Source organism: Variovorax sp. YR566, from assembly GCF_051992195.1.
Lineage (GTDB): Bacteria > Pseudomonadota > Gammaproteobacteria > Burkholderiales > Burkholderiaceae_C > Variovorax.
The window spans coordinates 479,860-499,679 of the sequence record NZ_CP197092.1 but is presented as its reverse complement, the minus strand read 5'-3'; the positions used below and the strand labels follow the sequence as shown (position 1 = coordinate 499,679).

The 19,820-nt window shown below is 65.2% G+C and carries 19 protein-coding genes and 2 pseudogenes; 7 read left to right on the top strand and 14 right to left on the bottom strand.

Features of this window, described 5'->3' with window-relative positions; all coding sequences use genetic code 11:
- Positions 1-5 precede the first annotated feature (5 nt).
- Both ACTG4X_RS02385 and ACTG4X_RS02380 read left to right on the top strand, forming a co-directional pair.
- Positions 6-1,235: a lipopolysaccharide biosynthesis protein gene (locus tag ACTG4X_RS02385; protein WP_097197396.1), complete on the top strand. Its 1,230-nt coding sequence runs from the start codon at positions 6-8 to the stop codon at positions 1,233-1,235.
- Positions 1,236-1,264: 29 nt separating this feature from the next.
- Entirely contained in the window at positions 1,265-2,068 is an 804-nt protein-coding gene (locus ACTG4X_RS02380; protein ID WP_093053279.1) for a phytanoyl-CoA dioxygenase family protein, read from the top strand.
- Positions 2,069-2,070: 2 nt separating this feature from the next.
- Here ACTG4X_RS02380 and ACTG4X_RS02375 read toward each other — a convergent pair whose 3' ends face one another.
- Positions 2,071-2,832 carry a hypothetical protein gene (locus tag ACTG4X_RS02375; protein WP_097197397.1) on the bottom strand — a complete coding sequence of 254 codons (762 nt, stop codon included), beginning with the start codon at positions 2,830-2,832 and terminating at the stop codon, positions 2,071-2,073.
- The gene (alr, locus tag ACTG4X_RS02370; protein WP_093076686.1) at positions 2,829-3,929 is read right to left on the bottom strand and encodes an alanine racemase; all 1,101 of its coding nucleotides are present in this window, start codon (positions 3,927-3,929) and stop codon (positions 2,829-2,831) included. The genes ACTG4X_RS02375 and alr overlap by 4 nt, the downstream gene beginning before the upstream one ends.
- A 182-nt stretch (positions 3,930-4,111) precedes the next feature.
- Here alr and lplT point away from each other — a divergent pair, with 182 nt between their 5' ends.
- The 3 genes from lplT (at position 4,112) to ACTG4X_RS02355 (ending at position 6,872) form a co-directional block, all read left to right on the top strand.
- Positions 4,112-5,416: a lysophospholipid transporter LplT gene (lplT, locus tag ACTG4X_RS02365; protein ID WP_093053270.1), complete on the top strand. Its 1,305-nt coding sequence runs from the start codon at positions 4,112-4,114 to the stop codon at positions 5,414-5,416.
- A gap of 65 nt (positions 5,417-5,481) precedes the next feature.
- Positions 5,482-6,372: a DMT family transporter gene (locus tag ACTG4X_RS02360; protein WP_097197398.1), complete on the top strand. Its 891-nt coding sequence runs from the start codon at positions 5,482-5,484 to the stop codon at positions 6,370-6,372.
- Positions 6,373-6,383: 11 nt separating this feature from the next.
- Entirely contained in the window at positions 6,384-6,872 is a 489-nt protein-coding gene (locus tag ACTG4X_RS02355) for a glutathione peroxidase (RefSeq protein WP_093175618.1), read from the top strand.
- Between the two features lie 24 nt (positions 6,873-6,896).
- On the opposite strand, the gene ACTG4X_RS02350 is transcribed toward ACTG4X_RS02355, so the two are convergent.
- The 9 genes from ACTG4X_RS02350 to ACTG4X_RS02310 all read right to left on the bottom strand — a co-directional run bounded on the left by ACTG4X_RS02350 (position 6,897) and on the right by ACTG4X_RS02310 (position 16,273).
- Positions 6,897-7,334: a hypothetical protein gene (locus ACTG4X_RS02350; protein ID WP_093053261.1), complete on the bottom strand. Its 438-nt coding sequence runs from the start codon at positions 7,332-7,334 to the stop codon at positions 6,897-6,899.
- 89 nt (positions 7,335-7,423) lie between these two features.
- Positions 7,424-8,659 (bottom strand): glycolate oxidase subunit GlcF, encoded by a 1,236-nt coding sequence (gene glcF, locus ACTG4X_RS02345; protein ID WP_440533156.1) that lies wholly within the window; start codon positions 8,657-8,659, stop codon positions 7,424-7,426.
- A 17-nt stretch (positions 8,660-8,676) separates the two neighbouring features.
- Positions 8,677-9,783, bottom strand: a complete 1,107-nt coding sequence (gene glcE, locus ACTG4X_RS02340; protein WP_440533155.1) for a glycolate oxidase subunit GlcE — start codon at positions 9,781-9,783, stop codon at positions 8,677-8,679.
- Positions 9,784-9,788: 5 nt separating this feature from the next.
- Positions 9,789-11,291, bottom strand: a complete 1,503-nt coding sequence (locus ACTG4X_RS02335; protein WP_093175623.1) for an FAD-linked oxidase C-terminal domain-containing protein — start codon at positions 11,289-11,291, stop codon at positions 9,789-9,791.
- A gap of 117 nt (positions 11,292-11,408) precedes the next feature.
- The gene (locus tag ACTG4X_RS02330; RefSeq protein WP_093053249.1) at positions 11,409-12,293 is read right to left on the bottom strand and encodes a LysR substrate-binding domain-containing protein; all 885 of its coding nucleotides are present in this window, start codon (positions 12,291-12,293) and stop codon (positions 11,409-11,411) included.
- Between the two features lie 102 nt (positions 12,294-12,395).
- Complete coding sequence (locus tag ACTG4X_RS02325) at positions 12,396-13,340, bottom strand: SMP-30/gluconolactonase/LRE family protein (RefSeq protein ID WP_097197400.1); 945 nt, start codon at positions 13,338-13,340, stop codon at positions 12,396-12,398.
- A 191-nt stretch (positions 13,341-13,531) separates the two neighbouring features.
- Positions 13,532-14,959 (bottom strand): ammonium transporter, encoded by a 1,428-nt coding sequence (locus ACTG4X_RS02320; protein ID WP_093053241.1) that lies wholly within the window; start codon positions 14,957-14,959, stop codon positions 13,532-13,534.
- Positions 14,960-14,988: 29 nt separating this feature from the next.
- A complete protein-coding gene (gene glnK, locus ACTG4X_RS02315; RefSeq protein ID WP_007833403.1) occupies positions 14,989-15,327 on the bottom strand; it encodes a P-II family nitrogen regulator in 339 nt (112 codons plus the stop codon).
- Between the two features lie 67 nt (positions 15,328-15,394).
- Positions 15,395-16,273: a TorF family putative porin gene (locus ACTG4X_RS02310; RefSeq protein WP_097197401.1), complete on the bottom strand. Its 879-nt coding sequence runs from the start codon at positions 16,271-16,273 to the stop codon at positions 15,395-15,397.
- Positions 16,274-16,489: 216 nt separating this feature from the next.
- Here ACTG4X_RS02310 and ACTG4X_RS02305 point away from each other — a divergent pair.
- Positions 16,490-16,702, top strand: a pseudogene (locus ACTG4X_RS02305) (magnesium chelatase domain-containing protein); the annotation flags it as partial.
- Positions 16,703-16,843: 141 nt separating this feature from the next.
- On the opposite strand, the pseudogene ACTG4X_RS02300 reads toward ACTG4X_RS02305, so the two are convergent.
- Positions 16,844-17,101 (bottom strand): annotated as a pseudogene (locus tag ACTG4X_RS02300) (helix-turn-helix domain-containing protein); the annotation flags it as partial.
- 109 nt (positions 17,102-17,210) lie between these two features.
- Positions 17,211-18,749: an IS3 family transposase gene (locus ACTG4X_RS02295; protein ID WP_097197408.1), complete on the bottom strand. Its 1,539-nt coding sequence runs from the start codon at positions 18,747-18,749 to the stop codon at positions 17,211-17,213.
- A 141-nt stretch (positions 18,750-18,890) separates the two neighbouring features.
- On the opposite strand from ACTG4X_RS02295, the gene ACTG4X_RS02290 reads away from it, so the two are divergent.
- On the top strand, positions 18,891-19,205 hold the full coding sequence (locus ACTG4X_RS02290) for a hypothetical protein (protein ID WP_097197402.1): 315 nt from the start codon (positions 18,891-18,893) through the stop codon (positions 19,203-19,205).
- A 225-nt stretch (positions 19,206-19,430) separates the two neighbouring features.
- On the opposite strand, the gene ACTG4X_RS02285 is transcribed toward ACTG4X_RS02290, so the two are convergent.
- On the bottom strand, positions 19,431-19,820 hold the full coding sequence (locus ACTG4X_RS02285) for a hypothetical protein (protein WP_097197403.1): 390 nt from the start codon (positions 19,818-19,820) through the stop codon (positions 19,431-19,433).

Sequence of the window (19,820 nt, the reverse complement as noted above, 5' to 3'; positions counted from 1 at the left end):
ACGGGATGAAGCATCTGTCCGGACTCGGAAAACGTCTTGGTGGTCCGATCTACGCCGTTGCAGACCAATGCATATACAGCGCGAGCCAACTGCTGCTGAGCTTTGCGCTGGCCCGCGTGCTTTCGCCTTCGGATTTCGGCGTTGCCTCCGCATTCCTTGCGGTGAGCAGCTTTCAATACATCCTGCACATGGCCATGGTGCATGAGCCCTTGCTGATCAAGCGCTACTACGCGCATCGATCCGCGGCATGGCTCTCATGGGCCCTGGTGGTTCTTTTTTCCCTCCTGGGGTACGCGGCCTGGCAGGTAGCGGCTTTTCCCGGGCAGCTGCACTGGGTGGGCGTGGCCCTGATCGTCGGCTACGAGATCTTCTGGATCTCGCGCAGCCTCCTGCTCACGGGGCGGCGGTACGGGATTCTGTGCATCACCGGTGTGCTGGTCGGCGTGGGATATGTCGCCATCCTGAAAGCCGAAAAGCCCGCGACGTGGATGGAAGCCCTGCTGCTGATTTCCATCATCCAGGTCCCGTTTCTTTTTCTGGTGCTCAGGAATGCGGGGAACGTGATGCTTCCGCTCCCGGCAGCGAAGAATGCGCAAGGGCTGACGGTCGGCGAATCGATGGCCTATGGCTGGAAGGCCAGCCTCTCCCAGTTCATGAGCTGGATCATGACGGGAGGGGCCATCCTGCTGCTTGGCTCCTCGGCAGATTCCGAGCAGGGTGGCTTGCTCAAGATCTACATCACCTTCCTGCTGCCGATGCAGTACGTGCTGTCGGCGCTTGGCTACTACCTGCTGCCGCAACTGGCGGCGAACTGGAATTCCGAAGGACGAAAAAAAGCCTTCCGCGATTTCATCAAGTTCGTGCTGCTCGGGTTCGTGATTGCCGAAGGGGTCGGCGTCTTGCTGGGCCTGCTGGGGCCCCGCCTCGTCGTTCTGGCATTCGGTCCGAACTACAAGGGAATGGACTTTTCCCCCTTCTTCTACGCGCCCGCGATCTTCGGGCTGACCATGTGCCTGCGGACGGGCTTCAGGGCGGCCGCACGGCCAGGCGCCCTCTTGCTGTGCTCGATCGTCGGCGCCGTGGTGTTCGCCATTCTGATGTTCGCGGCAACGCCGCCCATCTCCTACATCCAGACCATCCGCGCCATGACATGGGGCTTCGCCTGCATGGCCGCTTTGATGATCGGCTGGCTGTTCTATTTCATGCGAGCGACAACGACAGGGGAGAGTGCCTGAAAACGGGCAAGCAGGCCTTGGAGATCTTTATGAGCAACCCTTTGCTTCGCAGCGTAAGCATCGACGAGCGCCTTCGGTTCCTGAGGGATGGCGTGGTGTGCCTGCGCAAGATCATCTCGCCCGAATGGATCCAACTGGCCCAGGACGGCATCGAGCAGCAGCGCCGCGCTCCTTCGCCCTACGCGACCGTGGTGGATGCCGACCCGCTCTATCTGCTGATCGACCAGATGCCTTCGATGAAGAACGGCATGCTCCAGCGCGTGGTGTTCGAGTCAGGCGCCGGCGAGATCGCCAAGCAGCTGACCGTGACGAGACGGCTGCGCTGGATTTACGACCAGCTGTTCTACAAGGGCCGCGGCCCTGCCGCCGAGACGCCCTGGCACCAGGACACGTCCTATGGATTGGCCGACAGCCACCGCATCGTGCGCGTGTGGATGCCGGTCGACCACATGCCCCGCGAGACCGCCATCGAGGTGGTGCGCGGCTCGCACCTCTGGAAAACGCACTACGGGCTGAGCGGCAGCAAGATCGAGGTGCTGGACGATGAATTCGAACTGCCGGACATCGAAGCCAATCGCAGCGCCTTCGACATCGTGGGCTACGAGGTGGACCCGGGCGACGTGGTGGTCTTCAACTACCGGGCGCTGCATCATGCCGGCCCCGGCGTGAACTTCAACGAGAAGCGCAGGGCCTTTGCCATCCTGTACGCCGACGACGAACTCAGGCTGAGGCATCGTCCGTCCTTGTTGCCCGGGCCGTTGGACACCGCGGGCCTCGCGTGGCGCGACGGACAGAAGACGGGCGATTTTCCTGAGGTGTTTCGCGCCGTGTGAACTCAGTGCTTCTTCAGCAGAACGCGCACCGCCTCGGGCAAGGAGTTGACCTGCGGCATGAAGTGATCGAGCAGCGCGCCGAGGATCACCGCGCTCGCGACCGCGCCCAGCAGCGGCTTCCACGTGAGCCGCACGGCGGCCATGAGCCAGCCTTCGCGCGCCACGCGCACCGCGGCGCGCGCCGACACGTACGAGAAGGCGACTTCGATGGCCACGGCCAGCAGCGCGTCCCAGCTGAAGTACAGCAGCACGAGCGAGCCGGCGCCGAACAAGATGGCCACGCAGATCAGGAAGATGGCGACCACCGGCACGACGATGATCGCGCCTTCGTCCGCGGAACCGGCGACTTCGAGCGCACCGCTCGCCACGTCGGACAGGGCACTGCCATCGCCGCCGCTACCACCGCCATGGGCATCGCCGACGCTCACGTGGCTCTGGGAGCCGCCGCCGCGTCCGCTGCCGAAGTCCAGGTCGGGCGCATCGACATCGAAGTCCGTCTTGCGGCCCTCGACCAGCCGCCTGGCCCACCAGCGCAGCACCAGCAGATAGCCCAGGTACCCCACGCCCAGCGTGAGGAAGTAGCGCACCGCCAGCGAATCGACATGCAGCAGGTGCATCTGCAGCGCCGACACGCCCCACATCAGCAACAGCGTGAAGGTGCCGATCAGGATGCCGTGCGTGCGCAGGCTGTAGTTGCGATGCAGGTCGCGTTCGACCTGCGTTTCCCACAGGCGCACGGAGCGCCAGTTGGAAAGGATCTTCATTGACCTTCGACGGGAGCGAAGGGTACGCGCTGCGCCACGGCGCACATCAGTTCATAGCCGACGGTGCCCGCGGCCCGCGCGACCTCGTCGATGGGGAGCACGGCGCCTGTCTTGGCCGACTTGCCCCACAGCGTGACCTCGCTGCCGAACTTGGCGTCGGGCACGTTCGTGAGGTCGACGGTGATCATGTCCATGCTCACGCGGCCGACCATGCGGGTGCGCACGCCGTTCACCAGCACCGGCGTGCCGGTGTTGCAGTGGCGCGGATAGCCGTCGGCATAGCCGACCGCCGCCACGCCGATGGTGAGCGGCCCCTCGGCCGTGAAGTTGGAGCCGTAGCCGATGGTGTCGCCGGCCTTCAGCGTCTGCACCGAGATGAGCTGGGTCGACAGCGTCATGGTGGGCTGCAGCTGCCAGTGCGCCGAATCGTGCTCGGGAAAGTCGGGCGCGCTGCCGTACAGCAGGATGCCGGGGCGCACCCAGTCGCCACGCGTCTGGTCGGCGTGGCGCAGGGTGGCGGCGCTGTTGGCGATGGAGCGTTCACCCGGCAGGTCGCGGGTGACGCGCTCGAAGGTCTCGAACTGGTGGCCGATGCCGCGCGCTCCGTCGGCGTCGCTGAAGTGGGTCATGAGCGAAATCTCGTCGACCTGCGTGAGCGCGTTGAGACGGGTCCAGGCGGAGCCGAAGCGCTCGGGCGTGAAGCCCAGGCGGTTCATGCCCGAATTCATCTTCAGGAACACGCGCTGCGGCTTCAGGGTCTTGTGGGCGGCGAGCATGTCGATCTGCTCGTCGCAATGCACGGTGTGCCAGAGGTCCAGCCGCGAGCACAGCTCCAGGTCGCGGGCGTCGAACACGCCTTCCAGCAGCAGCACCGGGCCGCGCCAGCCGAGGGCGCGCACGCGCTCGGCTTCGGCCAGATCGAGCAGCGCGAAGCCGTCGGCGCCGCGCAATCCCTCATAGACCCGCTCGATGCCATGGCCATAGGCGTTGGCCTTGACGACGGCCCAGACGCGGGCTTCAAGGGCCGAGCGGCGCGCCCGGTCGAGGTTGTGACGCAGGGCGTCGGTATGGACAGTGGCGAGTATGGGACGCGGCATGGGTGGTTCCGGGAGAGACTCGGGGACAATGCAGACCACGTTTTAGCATCTTCGGGAATGAGGTCGAACACCGTGGGGACGCCGGATTCCGCGTCGCACCCCCGTGCTATAACCGCCCATTCGCCCGCAACGCGACACTTTTTCACTACCGCCAGCAGACCCTCTGGCCAGCCAGCCCATCGATGAAGCGCGGTTTCTACACGATCATGTCGGCCCAGTTCTTTTCGTCGCTGGCCGACCAAGCGCTTTTCGTTGTTGCCGTCGATCTCATGCGAAGTTCGGGCGCGCCTGAATGGCAGCGCGCGGCACTGGTGCCGATCTTCGCGGTCTTCTATGTGGTGCTGGCGCCGCTGGTGGGGGCCTTTGCCGACGCCCTGCCCAAGGGCAAGGTGATGTTCATCAGCAATGCCATCAAGGTGGTGGGCTGCCTGATGATGCTGTTCGGCTCGCACCCGCTGCTGTCCTATTCGATCGTGGGGCTGGGCGCTGCGGCGTATTCGCCGGCCAAGTACGGCATCCTGACCGAGCTGCTGCCGGCGTCCCAGCTGGTCAAGGCCAACGGCTGGATCGAGGGGCTGACCATCGCATCGATCCTGCTGGGCATCGTGCTGGGCGGCACGCTGGTGGGGCATGCCATCTCCAGCAAGCTGCTGGCCTTCGATCTCCCGTTCATCGACACCGGCATCGACACGCCGGCCGAGGCCGCAATCGCGGTGCTGATCTTCGTCTACGTGCTGGCGGCCTGGTTCAACACGCGCATTCCGCACACCGGCGTCGAGATGCGCCCGCTGCGCTCCAACCCCGAGCACGGCATGGCGCGCAACATCGCCGCGCTGCTGCCCGACTTCTGGCATTGCAACGCCCGCCTGTGGCGCGACCGCCTCGGCCAGATCTCGCTGGCCACCACCACGCTGTTCTGGGGCGCTGGCGGCAACCTCAAGTACATCGTGCTGGCCTGGGCTTCGCTGGCGCTGGGCTACAACACCACGCAGGCCTCGGCGCTGACGGGTGTGGTGACCATCGGCACGGCCGTGGGCGCCATCGTCGCCTCGATGCGCATGCGGCTGGACATGGCCACGCGCGTGATCCCCATGGGCATCGCGATGGGGCTGATGGTGATCTGCATGAACTTCATCAGCAACGTGTGGCTGGCGGTGCCGTTCCTGATTCTGCTGGGCGGCCTGGGCGGCTTCCTGGTGGTGCCGATGAATGCGCTGCTGCAGCACCGCGGCCACAACCTGATGGGCGCGGGTCGCTCCATCGCGGTGCAGAACTTCAACGAGCAGGCCTGCATTCTTCTGCTGGGCGGCTTCTACAGCGTGTGCACGGGGCTGGGCCTGTCGGCTTACGGCGCGATCAGCGCGTTCGGGCTGGTGGTGGCGGGCTGCATGTGGCTCATCAAGCGCTGGCACGAGAACAACCTCAAGAAGTACCCTGAAGAGGTCGAGCACCTCTTGGCCATCGCCCGCAGCGACAAGCATCACTGACATCGCGCGCCCGCGTTGGTGAAACGGCCGGCGCGCCCGGCGCTCCACCCTGTTCCAACGCCACCATGCCCGCGCTCGCCCTGATCTTCAACGCCTTCGTCTGGGGCGTTTCGTGGTTTCCCTTCCGCCAGATCGCAGGCCATGGCATGCATCCGCTGTGGGCCACCTGCCTCATCTACCTGGCCATCGCGACCGTGATGGGCCTCATGCGCCGGCACGCGTGGAAAGGCTTCGCGGCCTTTCCGATGCTGGCGGTGCTGGGCTTCGCGGCCGGCTTCACCAACGTGGGTTTCAACTGGGCCGTGACGCAGGGCGACGTGGTGCGCGTGGTGCTGCTGTTCTATCTGATGCCGCTGTGGAGCGTGCTGCTGGGCTGGCTGCTGCTGGGTGAGCGGCCGACCGGCGGCGCGCTCGCGCGCGTGGCGCTGGCGCTGACCGGCGTGGTGGTGGTGCTGAAGGCGCCGGGCGCCGACTGGCCGGTGCCGTCGAGCCTGCCCGACTGGCTGGGCGTGGCGGCGGGCTTCGGCTTTGCCGTTACCAACATCGCGCTGCGCCATCTGCGGCAGGCCCCGGGCGAGTCGCGCGCGCTGGCAATGTTCTGCGGCTGCGCCATCGTGGCCGGCATCACGGCGCTGGGCGGCACCGCGCTCGGCGCGTTCGATTCGCCGCTGCACGCATCGCCGGGCTGGCTCGGCTGGGCGGTGCCGCTGGGCATAGCGTTCGTCTTCGCCAATGTGTGCCTGCAGTACGGCGCGGCGCGGCTCGCGGCTGCCGCGACCTCGGTGATCATGCTGTCGGAGGTGCTGTTCGCGAGCGTGTCGTCGGTGGCGCTGGGTGCGGCCGAGATGAGCCCGCGCATCCTCGCCGGCGGCGCGCTGATCGTGCTGGGCGCCGTCTGGGCAGCGTTTGCACGAACGCCCGCGCGGCGCGATGATCGCGCCTCTTCTCCCATCTGAGGAACAACAGCATGACCAGCGTCTACGACTTCGAGGCCAACCAGATCGACGGCAAGCCGGTGAAGCTCTCCGCCTTCAAAGGCAAGGTGCTGCTGATCGTCAATACCGCCAGCAAATGCGGCTTCACGCCGCAGTTCGCGGGACTGGAGGCGCTGCATGAGAAGTACGCCGACCAGGGGCTCACGGTGCTGGGCTTTCCGTCGAACCAGTTCGGCGCGCAAGACCCGGGCAGCAACGAGGAAATCGGCGCCTTCTGCACCAGGAACTACGGCGTGAGCTTTCCGATGATGGAAAAGATCGACGTGAACGGCAGCAACGCCGCGCCGCTCTACCAGTGGCTCACCAAGGAAAAGCCGGGCCTGCTGGGCAGCACGGCCATCAAGTGGAACTTCACCAAGTTCCTGATCGGGCGCGACGGCAGCGTGCTCAAGCGCTATGCGCCGCTGGACACGCCAGCCTCGCTCACGCGCGACGTAGAGGCCGCGCTGGCGGCGGGCTGAAGCCCCCTGCCCTGCCCTGGCCGCTCAGAACCTGAAGTCGGCCGTCTTCGAGCCCCCGCCCACCGTCACGCTCTGGGTCTTGGCGCCTTCGCCGGGCATGGCCGCATCGATCACGTAGCGCCCGTTCGGCAGGTCGACCAGGCAGACCGGGCCGCTGGCGCGGAACGCCAGTGCGGCGGCGTTGTTGGCGTCACCGCCCTTGATCGTCACGTCGACATTGGCCAGGTAGGCGCCATCGGCACGCGCGAACAGCAATGCCAGCGGATGGTCTTTCATGGCGGCGCGCATGGCCGTCGATTCGTCGGAGCCGATACCACCGCACACATAGCGCGCCGGGCCCGCGCCCTGCCAGGGCGGCATGGCGCCTTGCGCCTGCGCGGCCATCGCACCGGCCGCGCAGGTGCAGGCCAGCAGCACGCGCCGCAGCGTGGAAGGAATAAGGGATGCGACAACATGGGACATGGCACTGGCTCCTTGCAGATTCGGTGCAGCCATGATGCGCCGCGAACCGGCTTCGCGGGAGTCGGACCAACGCCCTCCTGCTTGTGCGATCAGGCCTTGTCAGACAGCGCCGCGTCCAGCAGTTCGACCCAGTGCCGCACCGGCATGTCGCCGCTGCCGCTTTGCAGGTGCGTGATGCAGCCGATGTTGGCCGACGCGATGGTGGTGGGCTGCAACTGCTTCAGGTGGCCGAGCTTGCGGTCGCGCAGCGGATAGGCCAGCTCGGGCTGCAGCACCGAGTAGGTGCCGGCCGAGCCGCAGCACAGGTGCGATTCATTCATTGCCACGCGCACGTCGAAGCCGAGCGCGCGCAGGTGCGTCTCGACGCCGCCGCGCAGCTTCTGGCCGTGCTGCAGCGTGCACGGCGCGTGATAGGCCACCACGCCCGCAGGCGCCTTCACGCGGGCCTTGAGCGCGGGCACGAGATCGGGCAGCAACTCGCTCAGGTCGCGCGTGAGTTCGCTGATGCGCGCGGCCTTCAGCGCATAGGCCGCGTCGTGCTGCAGGATGTGGCCGTATTCGCGCACGGTGACGCCACAGCCCGATGCGTTCATGACAATGGCCTCGACTTCGTTGCGTTCCACGAAGGGCCACCACGCGTCGATGTTGGCGCGCATCTGCGCCTTGCCGCCGTCCTGGTCGTTCAGGTGGAACTTCACCGCGCCGCAGCAGCCGGCCGCCGGCGCAATCACCGCCTGGATGCCGGCCGCGTCGAGCACGCGCGCGGTGGCGCTGTTGATGTTGGGCATCATCGACGGCTGCACGCAGCCCGCGAGCATCAGCACCTTGCGCGCATGCGTGGCGGTGGGCCATGCGCCGGCTTCCTGCTTCGCGGGCACCTTGGCTTTCAGCGCCTCGGGCAGGAGGCCGTGCACCGATTGGCCGAGCTTCATCGCGGGGCCGAAGAGCGGCGACGACAGGCCCTCCTTCAACAGCCAGCGCTGTGCCGACTCCATCGCGGGGCGCGGCACCTTCTGGTCGACGATCTTGCGGCCGATGTCGACGAGGTTGCCGTACTGCACGCCGCTCGGGCAGGTGCTTTCGCAGTTGCGGCAGGTGAGGCAGCGGTCGAGGTGCAGCTGCGTGCTGCGCGTGGGCTCCTTGCCCTCGAGCACCTGCTTGATGAGGTAGATGCGCCCGCGCGGACCGTCCAGCTCGTCACCGAGCAGCTGGTAGGTCGGGCAGGTGGCGGTGCAGAAGCCGCAGTGCACGCACTTGCGCAGAATGGCTTCGGCTTCGCGGCCTTCGTCGGTGCCGCGAAATTCGGGGGCGAGCTCGGTTTGCATGTCTGTCGGTTCTTGTTTTACGTGGGCGCGAGCAGGCGGCCGCGGTTGCAGATGCCGTGGGGGTCGAACTCGCGCATCAGCGCGCGCTGGATGCGTTCGACAGGAGAGCTCAGTACATCGAAGCGCTGGACGCTGCCTTGTTGCGTGCCTAGGTCGGGCAGACGGAACAGCGTGGCATGGCCACCCGCCGCGCGTGCGATCTCGCGGATGCGCGCGGCCTGTTCGGGCGCAGCCTTGTACCAGCGCTGGCCGCCGTGCCATTCGATCAGCGGCGCGGCGCCGTCGAGCGAGAGCACGGGCGCGGTCTGCGGCACCGACAGGCGCCACAGCGCATCCGTGCCTTCGTTCGCGGCGAACCACGGCAGTTGCTGGTCGCGCAGCGATTGCCAGTCGGCGGCGGCGCGCGCGTTGTCCTTGCGCTCGCCGCCCAGGTGCGTGCGTGCCGCTTCCACGGCAGCGACCGCACCGCGCAAACGCAGATAGAGCGTGCCCTGCCCTTCGCATTCGAACCAGCAACTCGCGTTGAGCGGCAGCGGCCGGCCGCCCCACTCATTGAGCAGCCGCAACGCATCGGTCTGGCTGCAAGCGAACTCGAGCGTGGCTTCGGCGGGCGCCACAGGCAGCACCTTGAGACTCACCTCGGCGATCACGCCCAGCGTGCCGAGCGAGCCGGCCAGCACGCGTGAGACGTCGTAGCCCGCGACGTTCTTCATCACCTGGCCGCCGAAGGTCAGCACCTCGCCGCGGCCGTTGACGATCATGGCGCCGAGCACGTAGTCGCGCACCGCGCCGACGCTGGCGCGCGCCGGGCCGCTGAGGCCTGCGGCGACCATGCCACCGACGGTGCCGTTGCTGCCGAAGCACGGCGGCTCGAACGGCAGGCACTGGCCCTTTTCTGCCAGCGCCGCTTCAAGCTCGGCGAGCGGCGTACCGGCGCGCGCGGTGACGACCAGCTCACTGGGCTCGTAGCTGGTGATGCCGGCGAGCGCGCGCGTGTCGAGCAGCTCGCCTTGCGGCGTCTCCCCGTAGAAATCCTTGGTGCCGCCGCCGCGGATGCACAGCGGCGTGGCGTCATCGACTGCGGCACGGATGCGCTCGACGATCTGGTGGAGTGCGTTGTCCATCGCCATCAGAACCTCGGCAGATCCGGATGCTGCAGCTTGCCCCCACGCACCACCTGCTTGCCGTACTCGGCGCAGCGCTGCAGCGTGGGAATCACCTTGCCGGGGTTCAGCATGCCCTCGGGATCGAAGGCGCGCTTGACGCCGAACATCTGCTCGTTCTCCGCGGCGGTGAACTGCACGCACATGCTGTTGAGCTTTTCCACGCCCACGCCATGCTCGCCCGAGACGGTGCCGCCCATCGCGACGCTGGTCTCCAGGATGTCGGCGCCGAACAGCTCGCAGCGGTGCAGCTCGTCGGGGTCGTTGGCGTCGAACAGCACCAGCGGATGCAGGTTGCCGTCGCCCGCGTGGAACACGTTGCAGCAGCGCAGGTTGTATTTCTTCTCCATCTCCTGGATGGCCAGCAGGATGTCGGCCAGGCGCTTGCGCGGAATGGTCGAGTCGAGGCACATGTAGTCGGGGCTGATGCGGCCCGAGGCGGGGAACGCGTTCTTGCGCCCGCTCCAGAACTTCATGCGCTCTTCTTCGCTGCTGCTCACCGCGATGGCGGTCGCGCCGCAGCCACGCAGCACGGCGGTCATGCGGCCGATTTCTTCTTCCACTTCCTCGGGCGTGCCGTCGGATTCGCACAGCAGGATGGCGGCGGCATCGAGGTCGTAGCCGGCGCGCACGAAGTCTTCGACGGCGGCGGTCATGGGCTTGTCCATCATCTCCAGCCCCGCGGGGATGATGCCGGCCGCGATCACCGCGGCCACTGCGTCGCCGGCTTTGCGCACGTCGTCGAAGCTGGCCATGATGCAGCGCGCGAGCTGCGGCTTGGGCACGAGCTTGACGGTGACTTCGGTGGTCACGGCCAGCATGCCTTCGCTGCCGATGACGAGCGCGAGCAGGTCGAGCCCCGGCGCGTCGAGCGCCTCGCCGCCGAACTCGATGGGCTCGCCTTCGGCGGTGAAGCCGCGCACGCGCAGCACGTTGTGCAGCGTCAGGCCGTACTTCAGGCAATGCACGCCGCCCGAGTTCTCGGCCACGTTGCCGCCGATGGTGCAGGCGATCTGGCTCGACGGATCGGGCGCGTAGTAGAGGTTGAAAGGCGCGGCCGCCTCGCTGATGGCCAGGTTGCGCACGCCGCACTGCACGATGGCCGTGCGGCTGACCGGATCGATCTTCAGGATGCGGTTGAACTTGGCGAGCGACATGGTCACGCCCATGGTGTGCGGCATGGCGCCGCCCGAGAGCCCGGTACCCGCCCCGCGCGCCACCACGGGCACGCCGAGCTGATGGCAGGTCTTGAGCACGGCGGCCACCTGCGCCTCGGTTTCGGGCAGGGCCACCACGAGCGGGCGGGCGCGGTAGGCGGTGAGGCCGTCGCACTCGTAGGGGGTGGTGTCTTCTGCGTGCCAGATCAGGGCGTGGGCCGGCAGATGAGCCTGCAGCGCTCGCACTACCTGGGACTGGCGCTCTGTTTTCTGTAGTGAATCGTTTTGCGTGGGGGTGAGCGGCGCGTTCATGCGGCGACCTCTTTTCTTCTGCTCGCGGAATGTCTCGGTTCTACCCGCACTCTACGGACATTGCGGCAGGCCCGGGTTGATGGATTTTTGCCGGGCGCTTGAAAGAACTTCGCGGGTTCAGCGCAGGCTCTGTTCGAGCCAGTCGGCAAAGGCCGCGCATTCCCAGCGCTCGAGCGTGCCCGGCTGCCAGCAGATGTAGTGCCGGTGCGGCGACAGCACAGCCTGGTCGGACAGCGCCACCAGCCGACCCGATTCGAACCACGCCGCGCCCATCTTCTGCCGTACCAGCGCCACGCCGAAGCCGCTGGCCGCGGCGTCGTACACAAGCCCCAGGTCGTTGAACTGCGAGCCGATGTTCGGCTCGGGCTGGTCGAGCCCGCAGCTCGCGAACCAGGTGCCCCAGGGTTCGAGCGGGCTGCGGATCAGCCGTGCGCTGGCAATCTCCGCCGCAGTGCGAAAACCGGTGAAGGGGCCGAACTCGTTGAGGTAGCTCGGGCTGCAGGCGGGCACGACCTGCTCCTCGAGCAGGAGCCGGTGCTCGCAGTCGGCGTACCCGCCGGGGCCGTAGCGCACTTCGAGGTCAGCCTGCTCGGCCGTGACGTCGAGCAGCGGGATCGACACCTGCAGCACCAGTTCGATGTCTGGATAGATGTTGCGGAACAGCTCCAGCCTCGGCATGAGGAACTGGCGGCTGAAGGTCGGCGTGACGGCGATGCGCAGGCGCGTGGCGCGTTGGGCTGCGTTGGCGCCGAGCGGCGTGGCCTGCAGCGCAGCGAGCCCCGTGCGCACGTTCGCGAGGTAGGCTGCACCGTCGGCCGTGAGGCTGAAGTCGCTGCGGCCGAAGAGCTTGAAGCCGATGTGCGATTCGAGCTGCCGGATGCGGTGGCTCACCGCACTGGGCGTGACGCACAACTCATCGGCTGCGCGGCCCGCGTGACGCAGCCGGGCCACTGCCTCGAAGGTCAGCAGGCACTGGATGGGCGGGATGTGTTGCAGGGCCATGCGGTTCTTGTGCTTTTGTTCAGGGCGCATGCGAATGACACCGGGTACTCCCCTGCGCGAATGTCCCCCGTCGGCGTGATCGCGCGCCCTGAACAAACCACGTCACAACTCACCCTGGTCCTCGAAGAAGCTGACCGGCAACCCAGGCGTATCGACCCGCATGGAAATCACCGTGCCCGAGGCGGGAAGTCGCTCGATCTCGGCGGCAGGCCGACCCTTGCGGCCGCTGGTGACGAACAACGTCTTCAGGTCATCGCCGCCGAAGCAGGGCATGGTCGGGCATTGAACAGGCACGGGAACAGAGGCCACGATTTCGCCCGAAGGTGCAAAGCGCAGCAGCTGCGCGCCTTCGAACATGGCAACCCAGTAGTGGCCTTGCGCGTCGATGGTGGCGCCGTCGGGGCGGCCTTGGTAGCCCATCGGTGCTTCGGGCGTCCAGCCCTCAGGCTTGGCGTCGAACTGGTGGAACACGCGGGCGTGCGAGAGCGAGTTGCCCTCGGCGTCCCAGTCCCACGCGCACACCACGTGCGCGGCGGTGTCGGCCCAGTAGAGGGTGCGGGCATCGGGCGAGAAAGCGAGGCCGTTGGCGGTGGTGGACTCGTTGGCCATCTGCGTCAGCGTGGGCGAGACGCCGGTGTCAGGGCGTGCATCGAGGCAATAGAGCGCGGCATTGGCGCGGTCCTTGGCTTCGTTGAGCGAACCGCCCCAGAAGCGGCCGAGCGCATCGCACTTGCCGTCGTTGAAGCGCATGGTGCGCACGTCGTGCTCCACGCGCGCCATCGCGACCAGTTCACCGCCCCACTCGCGCGCGCGGTAGATGCCGTCGCGCAGCGCAATCACGAGGCCGCCGCTGCGCGCGGGCGCCATGCAGCCAGGCTCCGTGGACAGCGGCCATCGCTCGACCTTCGCATCTGGAGAGCCGATGTCGCCGCGGGTGCGCAGCACGGCGCGGCCGGGAATGTCGAGCCAATAGAGCGAGCGCTCCTGGGGATGCCAGAACGGCGACTCGCCGAGTTCGCAGAGGCTGTCTTCGAGGGAGGTCCACATGGTGTCGCGATTGTGCCCCCAGCCATCGCGGCAAAGGGCAAAAAAAAGCCCGCTGGCGCCGGAGCGCTTGCGGGCTGAACATCCAAAGGAGACCTCGCTTGAAAAACTCGTTACGAAGAATTGTTCTTGTAAAAGGTGGTGGTGGTCGTTTCAGTGGCGGGGCTGCCCGAAGGCAACCCGGCCAGAGCAGATCAGCGGTTGTAAGCCGTTTCGCCGTGCGACGAGATGTCGAGGCCTTCGCGCTCTTCCTCTTCCGACACACGCAGGCCGAGGGTCAGGTCGGCGATCTTGTAGGCGATGAAGGCAACCACGCCGGACCACACGACGGTGAGCGCCACGCTCTTGATCTGGATCCAGACCTGTGCGCCCATCGCGAAGGTGTCGGGCGTTGCGCCGCCGGTGCCGCCGAGGCCCTTGGCCGCGAACACACCGGTCAGGATGGCACCCAGGATACCGCCCACGCCGTGCACGCCGAACACGTCGAACGCGTCGTCGGCACCGAGCATGCGCTTCAAGCCGCCCACGCCCCACAGGCAGACCAGGCCGGCCAGCAGGCCCAGCACGATCGAACCCATCGGGCCGATGAAACCGGCGGCAGGCGTGACAGCCACGAGGCCGGCAACGGCGCCGGACGCAGCGCCCAGCATCGAGGCCTTGCCCTTGTGCAGGCTTTCACCCAGGATCCACGACAGGGCCGCGGCAGCGGTGGCGAGCACCGTGTTGATGAAGGCCAGGCCGGCGACGGCGTTGGCAGCACCAGCCGAGCCGGCGTTGAAGCCGAACCAGCCGACCCACAGCAGCGAAGCGCCGACCATGGTGAGCGTGAGCGAGTGAGGCGTGAACGCTTCCTTGCCGTAGCCGACGCGCTTGCCGACCATGTAGGCGCCGACCAGGCCGGCCACACCGGCGTTGATGTGCACCACGGTGCCGCCAGCGAAGTCGAGTGCGCCGTCCTTGCCCAGCAGGCCGCCGCCCCACACGATGTGGGCGATCGGCACGTAGCTGAAGGTGAACCACAGCACCGAGAACAGCAGCACGGCCGAGAACTTGGCACGCTCTGCGAACGCGCCGACGATCAGCGCCACGGTGATGGCCGCGAAAGTGCCCTGGAAGGCGACGAACACATATTCGGGAATCGTGGTCAGCGCGCCGAAGGTCTCCTGCGTGATGCCCTTCATGAAGATCTTGTCGAATCCTCCGAAGAAGTTGCCGTCACCGGAGAAGGCCAGGCTGTAGCCGTAGATGGCCCACAGGATGCTGATCAGCGAGAAGATCACGAAGACCTGCATCAGCACCGACAGCATGTTCTTCGAGCGGCCCAGGCCACCGTAGAACAGCGCGAGGCCGGGGATGGTCATCAGGATCACGAGAAGCGTCGAAGTCAGCATCCAGGCGGTGTCGCCGGAGTCGATCTTCGGAGCGGGTGCGGCGGCGGGCGCCGCGGGAGCTGCGTCGGCGGCAGCGGCCGGAGCTGCTGCGGCTGCAGGCGCGGCAGCGGGGGCCGATGCCGACGCGGCCGGTGCTTCGGCCGTGGCCGCAGCGGGGGTTTGCGCGAAGCCGGCAGTACCGGCAGCCAACACGCTCAAGCCGAGCGCAAGAGAGACAAGCAGTTTTTTCATAATCGTTGTTCTTTCGGGCCTGGACTCGATCAGAGGGCTTCGCGGCCCGTTTCGCCGGTGCGGATGCGCACGACTTGTTCGAGGTTGTAGACAAAAATCTTGCCGTCGCCGATCTTGCCGGTGCGTGCCGCGCCTTCGACAGCCTCGATCACGCGATCGACCAGGTCGTCGGAGACGGCCGCTTCGATCTTGACCTTGGGCAGGAAGTCGACCACGTACTCCGCGCCGCGGTAGAGCTCGGTGTGCCCCTTCTGGCGACCGAAGCCCTTGACCTCAGTGACGGTAATCCCCTGCACGCCGATGGCCGACAGTGCTTCGCGCACCTCATCGAGCTTGAACGGTTTGATGATGGCTGTGACCAGCTTCATGAGTTTTCTCCTTCGGATGGAAATGGAATGGCGCGGCAGCTTGGGCCGCACCTCGTTGTTGTATGGATTACAGCGTCTTCGTCAGCGTGAGGATGAAGCGCGCCTTGTTCGGCGAGTAGGTCGTCTGGCCGAAGGTGCCGAAGCCGAGGTCGACGCCCGGGTTGGCCACTGCCAGGTACGAGCTCTTCTTGTTGGCGCCCTGCACCGAGCCGGTCAGCGACAGGCCGTTGCCGAAGTCGTAGCTCGCGCCGACGTTGTAGTCGACATAGCTCTTGTAGCCCAGGCTGCGGATGTCGCTGGACATGTTCGTGTAGCCCACCGCCGCCTTCAGCGTGACCTTGGGCACGATTTCCTTGCTGTACGACAGGTTCAGGTAGCCGGTGTTGGTGCCCTTCAGGCCCGAGCCGGCCTTGTTGCCCGCGTAGCCGAAGTAGTCCTTCGACACGGTGTGCGAGTACTTGGCGGTGAACGAACCGAGGGTTTCGTTGGCGTAGGTGCCCGCAACGTACAGCTCGGTGGTGTTGCCCGCGGAGTTGCCCGGGTAGATGTAGGTGAGCGCACCGACGTCCATGTCCAGCGGGCCGGCCTTGAACTTGTAGCCGCCGTACACGTCCATCTCGATGCTGTTGCCCTTGAGCCAGTTGACGCTGGAGTTCCAGTTGCCCACGTAGAAGCCGCTGTCGCCGAAGGCGTAGTCCAGGCCGCCTTGAATGGCGGGCTTGAAGCCCTTGGTCTTGGCGTAGTCGTTCTTGCCGATCATGTCCTGGTCCTGGCCACGGAACTTGTAGTTCGTGGTGATGGACACGTTGCCCGTGAGATTCGGGGCGGGAGCGGCTGCCGGTGCTGCTGCGGCATCCGTCGTTGCTGTTTGCGCCAGGGCTGCGCCCGAAGCGGTCAATGCAGCGGCCAGAACGATCAGCGCCTGGGCGGCGGTACGGTGCGTCATCAGGGAACTCCTCGCAAGTGTGTTGTTGGACCTGTGAGGCTCAAAGCAGGGAGCGTGCCAAACTGCACAAATACCGGTCATAACCACCCCCGCCCCCGCATTGGTTGAGAGCCAAATCGTTACAACGTCTGTTGCGAGTGGTTGCAGATATCCGGTGCGCCGCACCACCGCGGACATGTCGAAGATAGGTGCACCATCTTGGGGAGATGGAGAAGAATGGGGTTGTCTTTGGTGCAGAGCCGCGCCTTGCTGGGCCTGGAAGCGGCCAGTGTCACTGTCGAGGTGCATCTGGCGAACGGTTTACCCAGCTTCACGCTGGTCGGGCTGGTGGAAACCGAGGTCAAGGAGGCGCGCGAACGGGTGCGTTCGGCGCTCCAGAACGCGGGGCTGGAGTTTCCGAACAACAAGAGCATCAGATGTAGCCAAGCGGTTTTTGTTTAGAACTGAGCAAGGTATGACCGCGCTGCCTGACAGGTATCAGGTCAGGCTCCCCCGAAGTTCACCCTGCAGCACTCTCAAAAACTGTCCCCCAGCCAGACGTCCTGTCGCTGCTGCGCAGGGTCGGCGTGTGTGGATCTGCCGCAGATTGCGCCGCTGTTTCCGCGATTTGGTGGCCTCGATCGCGAGCCATGTCGTGAGCTTCTCGGCATAGGGATCGAGCTTGCTCGAGCTCGTTCGCTTGGCGTAGCGCGGCATTTCTTCGCCGGCTCGCAGGTACTTCTTTACGGTGTTGCGAGACAGGCCTGTACGCCTGGCTATCTCGCGAATGGACATCTGCTCACGCAGGGCCCAGCGTCTGATGACACTCAATGTCGCCACGTCTATCACTCCTAGGATCCCCTGCTTTAAAAATCAGCAGGGTAGAGTTTTACGTGGGTCAGTCTTAGACGGAAATTACTGATCTAACTGGGGGTGCGGATAAAAACTTGGACTGGTTTTATGTCGAGAGTCCGAGACTTTGTCGGTATTCGATGGGGCTGCGAGAGCCAAGGGAGATCTTGATCCGCTTCTCGTTGTACCAACGGATGTAGGAATCAACTACCTCGATGAACTGCTCAATGGTCGTGGCCTTCCAGTCCCGAGGGTAGAACATTTCCGTTTTGAGCCGGCCGAAGAAGCCTTCGCACGCCGCGTTGTCAGGCGAGCACCCTTTGCGGGACATCGAGCGGATGAGCTTCGCTTCTCCGATACGCGACAGCCAGCCTGGCCAGCGATAGTGGGCGCCGCGATCTGAGTGGACAACGGGCCGGTCGTTGGTATCGACCACCGTCTCGATGGCTGCGTCCAGCATCGTGTTGACGAGCTCAGCGTCTGGATGCGTCCCAATGGACCAGCTGATGACCAGGCCATCGAAGCAGTCGATGACGGGCGAGAGATACACCTTGCCGGCCGGGATCTGGAACTCGGTGATGTCGGTGAGCCACTTCTCATTCGGCGCTGCGGCGTGGAAGTCGCGATTGATGAGGTTCTCGGGCGCTGGACTGATCTCCCCCAGATAGGAGCCGTACCGACGCCGCTTCGGCTTGGAGACGACCAGGCTCTCCTGTTTCATCAACCGCTGCACAACCTTCTCAGAGATGGTGACGCACTGCCTTGTCAGCGAAGCCTGCAGCCTGCGGTAGCCGTAGCAGCGGTGATTCATCTCGAAGATATCGGTAATGCTGCGACGCACAGCGAGGTATTTGTCTGCCACCTTCACACGGGCTCGATGGTAGAAGTACGAACTGCGCGCCAGATCCAACTGAGCAAGGAGCTCTGGCAGGGCATAGAGCTCTTTGAGGGCGTCAACCACCAATGTCTTCTCCCGGTTGGTCAGGAGTTGCAGATCGACGCCCAGGCCTTTTTTTACTATTTCATTGGCCTTCTTCAAAAGGTCGCGCTCGAGTTGCAGATGCCGGATGTCACGCTGCAGCGATTCGAGTTGTCGCTCCAGCTCTGCCAGTTCTGGTACTGGCGGTGAGTTGTTCTTGCGTTTCATGGATGCGGCAGCCTCCGGGCCGAGTAGCTGGTTTTTCCAGTTGTACAGCGTTGGCCTGCACACGCCCAGCCTTTCAGCCACCGCCTGCGCATTTTCTTGTCGACTGCAAAGCCCGATGACTCCGGCCTGCTTCAACGCCTCGGGATACCTTGGGCGAGCAGCCCTCCCAACCATGGCTTTCCTGGCCTCAGGCAGCGCCTCGCGAACCCATGCGGTCAACGTCCCACGACCCGGATAGCCCAAGGCTCTCATCGTTGCGGCAATGCAGCGATCGTGAGTGATGTAGTGCTCGACAGCCGCCTCCTTCTGCGCCTGCGAGTACTTGGGGACTCGGCCCGCATAGCCCACAGGCAAATCGAGCCGCTGCTCGTATTCGCGGTGCCAGCCCTTCAGGGCATTCTTGGTTGGATAACCCAGCTGACGAATGGTCGCCCTGACGCGTTTGCCGAGCTTGATATACAGCTCGACCGCTCGAATCCTGTCTTCGTATGAATACATGAACTACCTCCTGGTAGTCCAAGTTTTTGTCCGCATCCCCACTGGGTCAGTTTTCGGCGGCAATCAACAGCGCCGGCAGACTACAGTCGGCCAAAAACCGGTCGTTCAACTATCACCTCTGGCACGGAGAAATGACATTCCATGAACGCCATCGTCGTTGGGATCTCCAAAGTTGTTGATGACAGCGGATACCCGCCCTTCGTGGAATGCCTCTTGATCGATGCGATGGGTCAGAGGCACTGTTTCGTGGAGAAGGAGCCGGTCGTGAGCGTGACTGAGATCGGCATCGAGTCGCTTCCAGCACCAGGCGTTATCGCATATGAAGCCGAGTCAGAGTGGCTTGATGCGGACGGGCGCTCGGTCTTCCGTGTTGCGACAGCGCGGCCCTGGGGCGTAGAGTCCATTGCAGGTAGCAGCTGCTTTGTTGTGCTTGCCGAGCAGCTACGAGAGATTTGAGCGTCAGACAGAATCCGGCCAGAACCGGTCTTTCGACCATTCCCTCTGGCACGGAGAAATGACGCCCCATGAAAGCGATCGCCGTTACGCTGGTCCAGCGTCAAGCGGCGGCCGCTCGGATTCGAGCAAATGTCGTGGGCGCGGTCCTTGAGGATATCGACGGTCTCCTTTGAGAAATCATCCCTGTGTGAAGTCATCTTCGCAAGTGGAGGTGGGGGCTACTGTCTACCAAGGCAGATACACCTGACCCTCGGAGTTCAGGAATCGCATCTCCCTGGCTACAACGTGCGCGAACCAAGGGCCATGAAATCCCTCCACTGCGAAGCGGAATACATCACCGCCGTTGTTATCGAAGTAACGCTTGCGCGTATCTTCCGGCAGTGCCTCGGGTGGAAGCTTGGAAAAGACCTCCGAGCCCGTGTCGGTCTTCCAGCTGGTCGGGCAGTCGATGTAGCCCACGTCGGTGAATTCGATCTGCAGCTGGTAGCCGCAACTCATGTCGAGCGTGCCCCTGACCACCGCACAGGTTTCGTCGAGGCTCACCAAGTAGAAGTCCATCCATGGGTGCGCCATGATGGCTGCATTCAGCGCCTGCTCGTCGGTCTTGTAGTCCAT

Bases quoted from the DNA above. Each gene is read 5' to 3' on its own strand.
- ACTG4X_RS02385 (WP_097197396.1), top strand. From the start codon at position 6: ATGAAGCATCTGTCCGGACTCGGAAAACGTCTTGGTGGTCCGATCTAC.
- ACTG4X_RS02380 (WP_093053279.1), top strand. From the start codon at position 1,265: ATGAGCAACCCTTTGCTTCGCAGCGTAAGCATCGACGAGCGCCTTCGG.
- ACTG4X_RS02375 (WP_097197397.1), bottom strand. From the start codon at position 2,832: ATGAAGATCCTTTCCAACTGGCGCTCCGTGCGCCTGTGGGAAACGCAG.
- alr (WP_093076686.1), bottom strand. From the start codon at position 3,929: ATGCCGCGTCCCATACTCGCCACTGTCCATACCGACGCCCTGCGTCAC.
- lplT (WP_093053270.1), top strand. From the start codon at position 4,112: ATGAAGCGCGGTTTCTACACGATCATGTCGGCCCAGTTCTTTTCGTCG.
- ACTG4X_RS02360 (WP_097197398.1), top strand. From the start codon at position 5,482: ATGCCCGCGCTCGCCCTGATCTTCAACGCCTTCGTCTGGGGCGTTTCG.
- ACTG4X_RS02355 (WP_093175618.1), top strand. From the start codon at position 6,384: ATGACCAGCGTCTACGACTTCGAGGCCAACCAGATCGACGGCAAGCCG.
- ACTG4X_RS02350 (WP_093053261.1), bottom strand. From the start codon at position 7,334: ATGTCCCATGTTGTCGCATCCCTTATTCCTTCCACGCTGCGGCGCGTG.
- glcF (WP_440533156.1), bottom strand. From the start codon at position 8,659: ATGCAAACCGAGCTCGCCCCCGAATTTCGCGGCACCGACGAAGGCCGC.
- glcE (WP_440533155.1), bottom strand. From the start codon at position 9,783: ATGGACAACGCACTCCACCAGATCGTCGAGCGCATCCGTGCCGCAGTC.
- ACTG4X_RS02335 (WP_093175623.1), bottom strand. From the start codon at position 11,291: ATGAACGCGCCGCTCACCCCCACGCAAAACGATTCACTACAGAAAACA.
- ACTG4X_RS02330 (WP_093053249.1), bottom strand. From the start codon at position 12,293: ATGGCCCTGCAACACATCCCGCCCATCCAGTGCCTGCTGACCTTCGAG.
- ACTG4X_RS02325 (WP_097197400.1), bottom strand. From the start codon at position 13,340: ATGTGGACCTCCCTCGAAGACAGCCTCTGCGAACTCGGCGAGTCGCCG.
- ACTG4X_RS02320 (WP_093053241.1), bottom strand. From the start codon at position 14,959: ATGAAAAAACTGCTTGTCTCTCTTGCGCTCGGCTTGAGCGTGTTGGCT.
- glnK (WP_007833403.1), bottom strand. From the start codon at position 15,327: ATGAAGCTGGTCACAGCCATCATCAAACCGTTCAAGCTCGATGAGGTG.
- ACTG4X_RS02310 (WP_097197401.1), bottom strand. From the start codon at position 16,273: ATGACGCACCGTACCGCCGCCCAGGCGCTGATCGTTCTGGCCGCTGCA.
- ACTG4X_RS02295 (WP_097197408.1), bottom strand. From the start codon at position 18,749: ATGTATTCATACGAAGACAGGATTCGAGCGGTCGAGCTGTATATCAAG.
- ACTG4X_RS02290 (WP_097197402.1), top strand. From the start codon at position 18,891: ATGAACGCCATCGTCGTTGGGATCTCCAAAGTTGTTGATGACAGCGGA.
- ACTG4X_RS02285 (WP_097197403.1), bottom strand. From the start codon at position 19,820: ATGGACTACAAGACCGACGAGCAGGCGCTGAATGCAGCCATCATGGCG.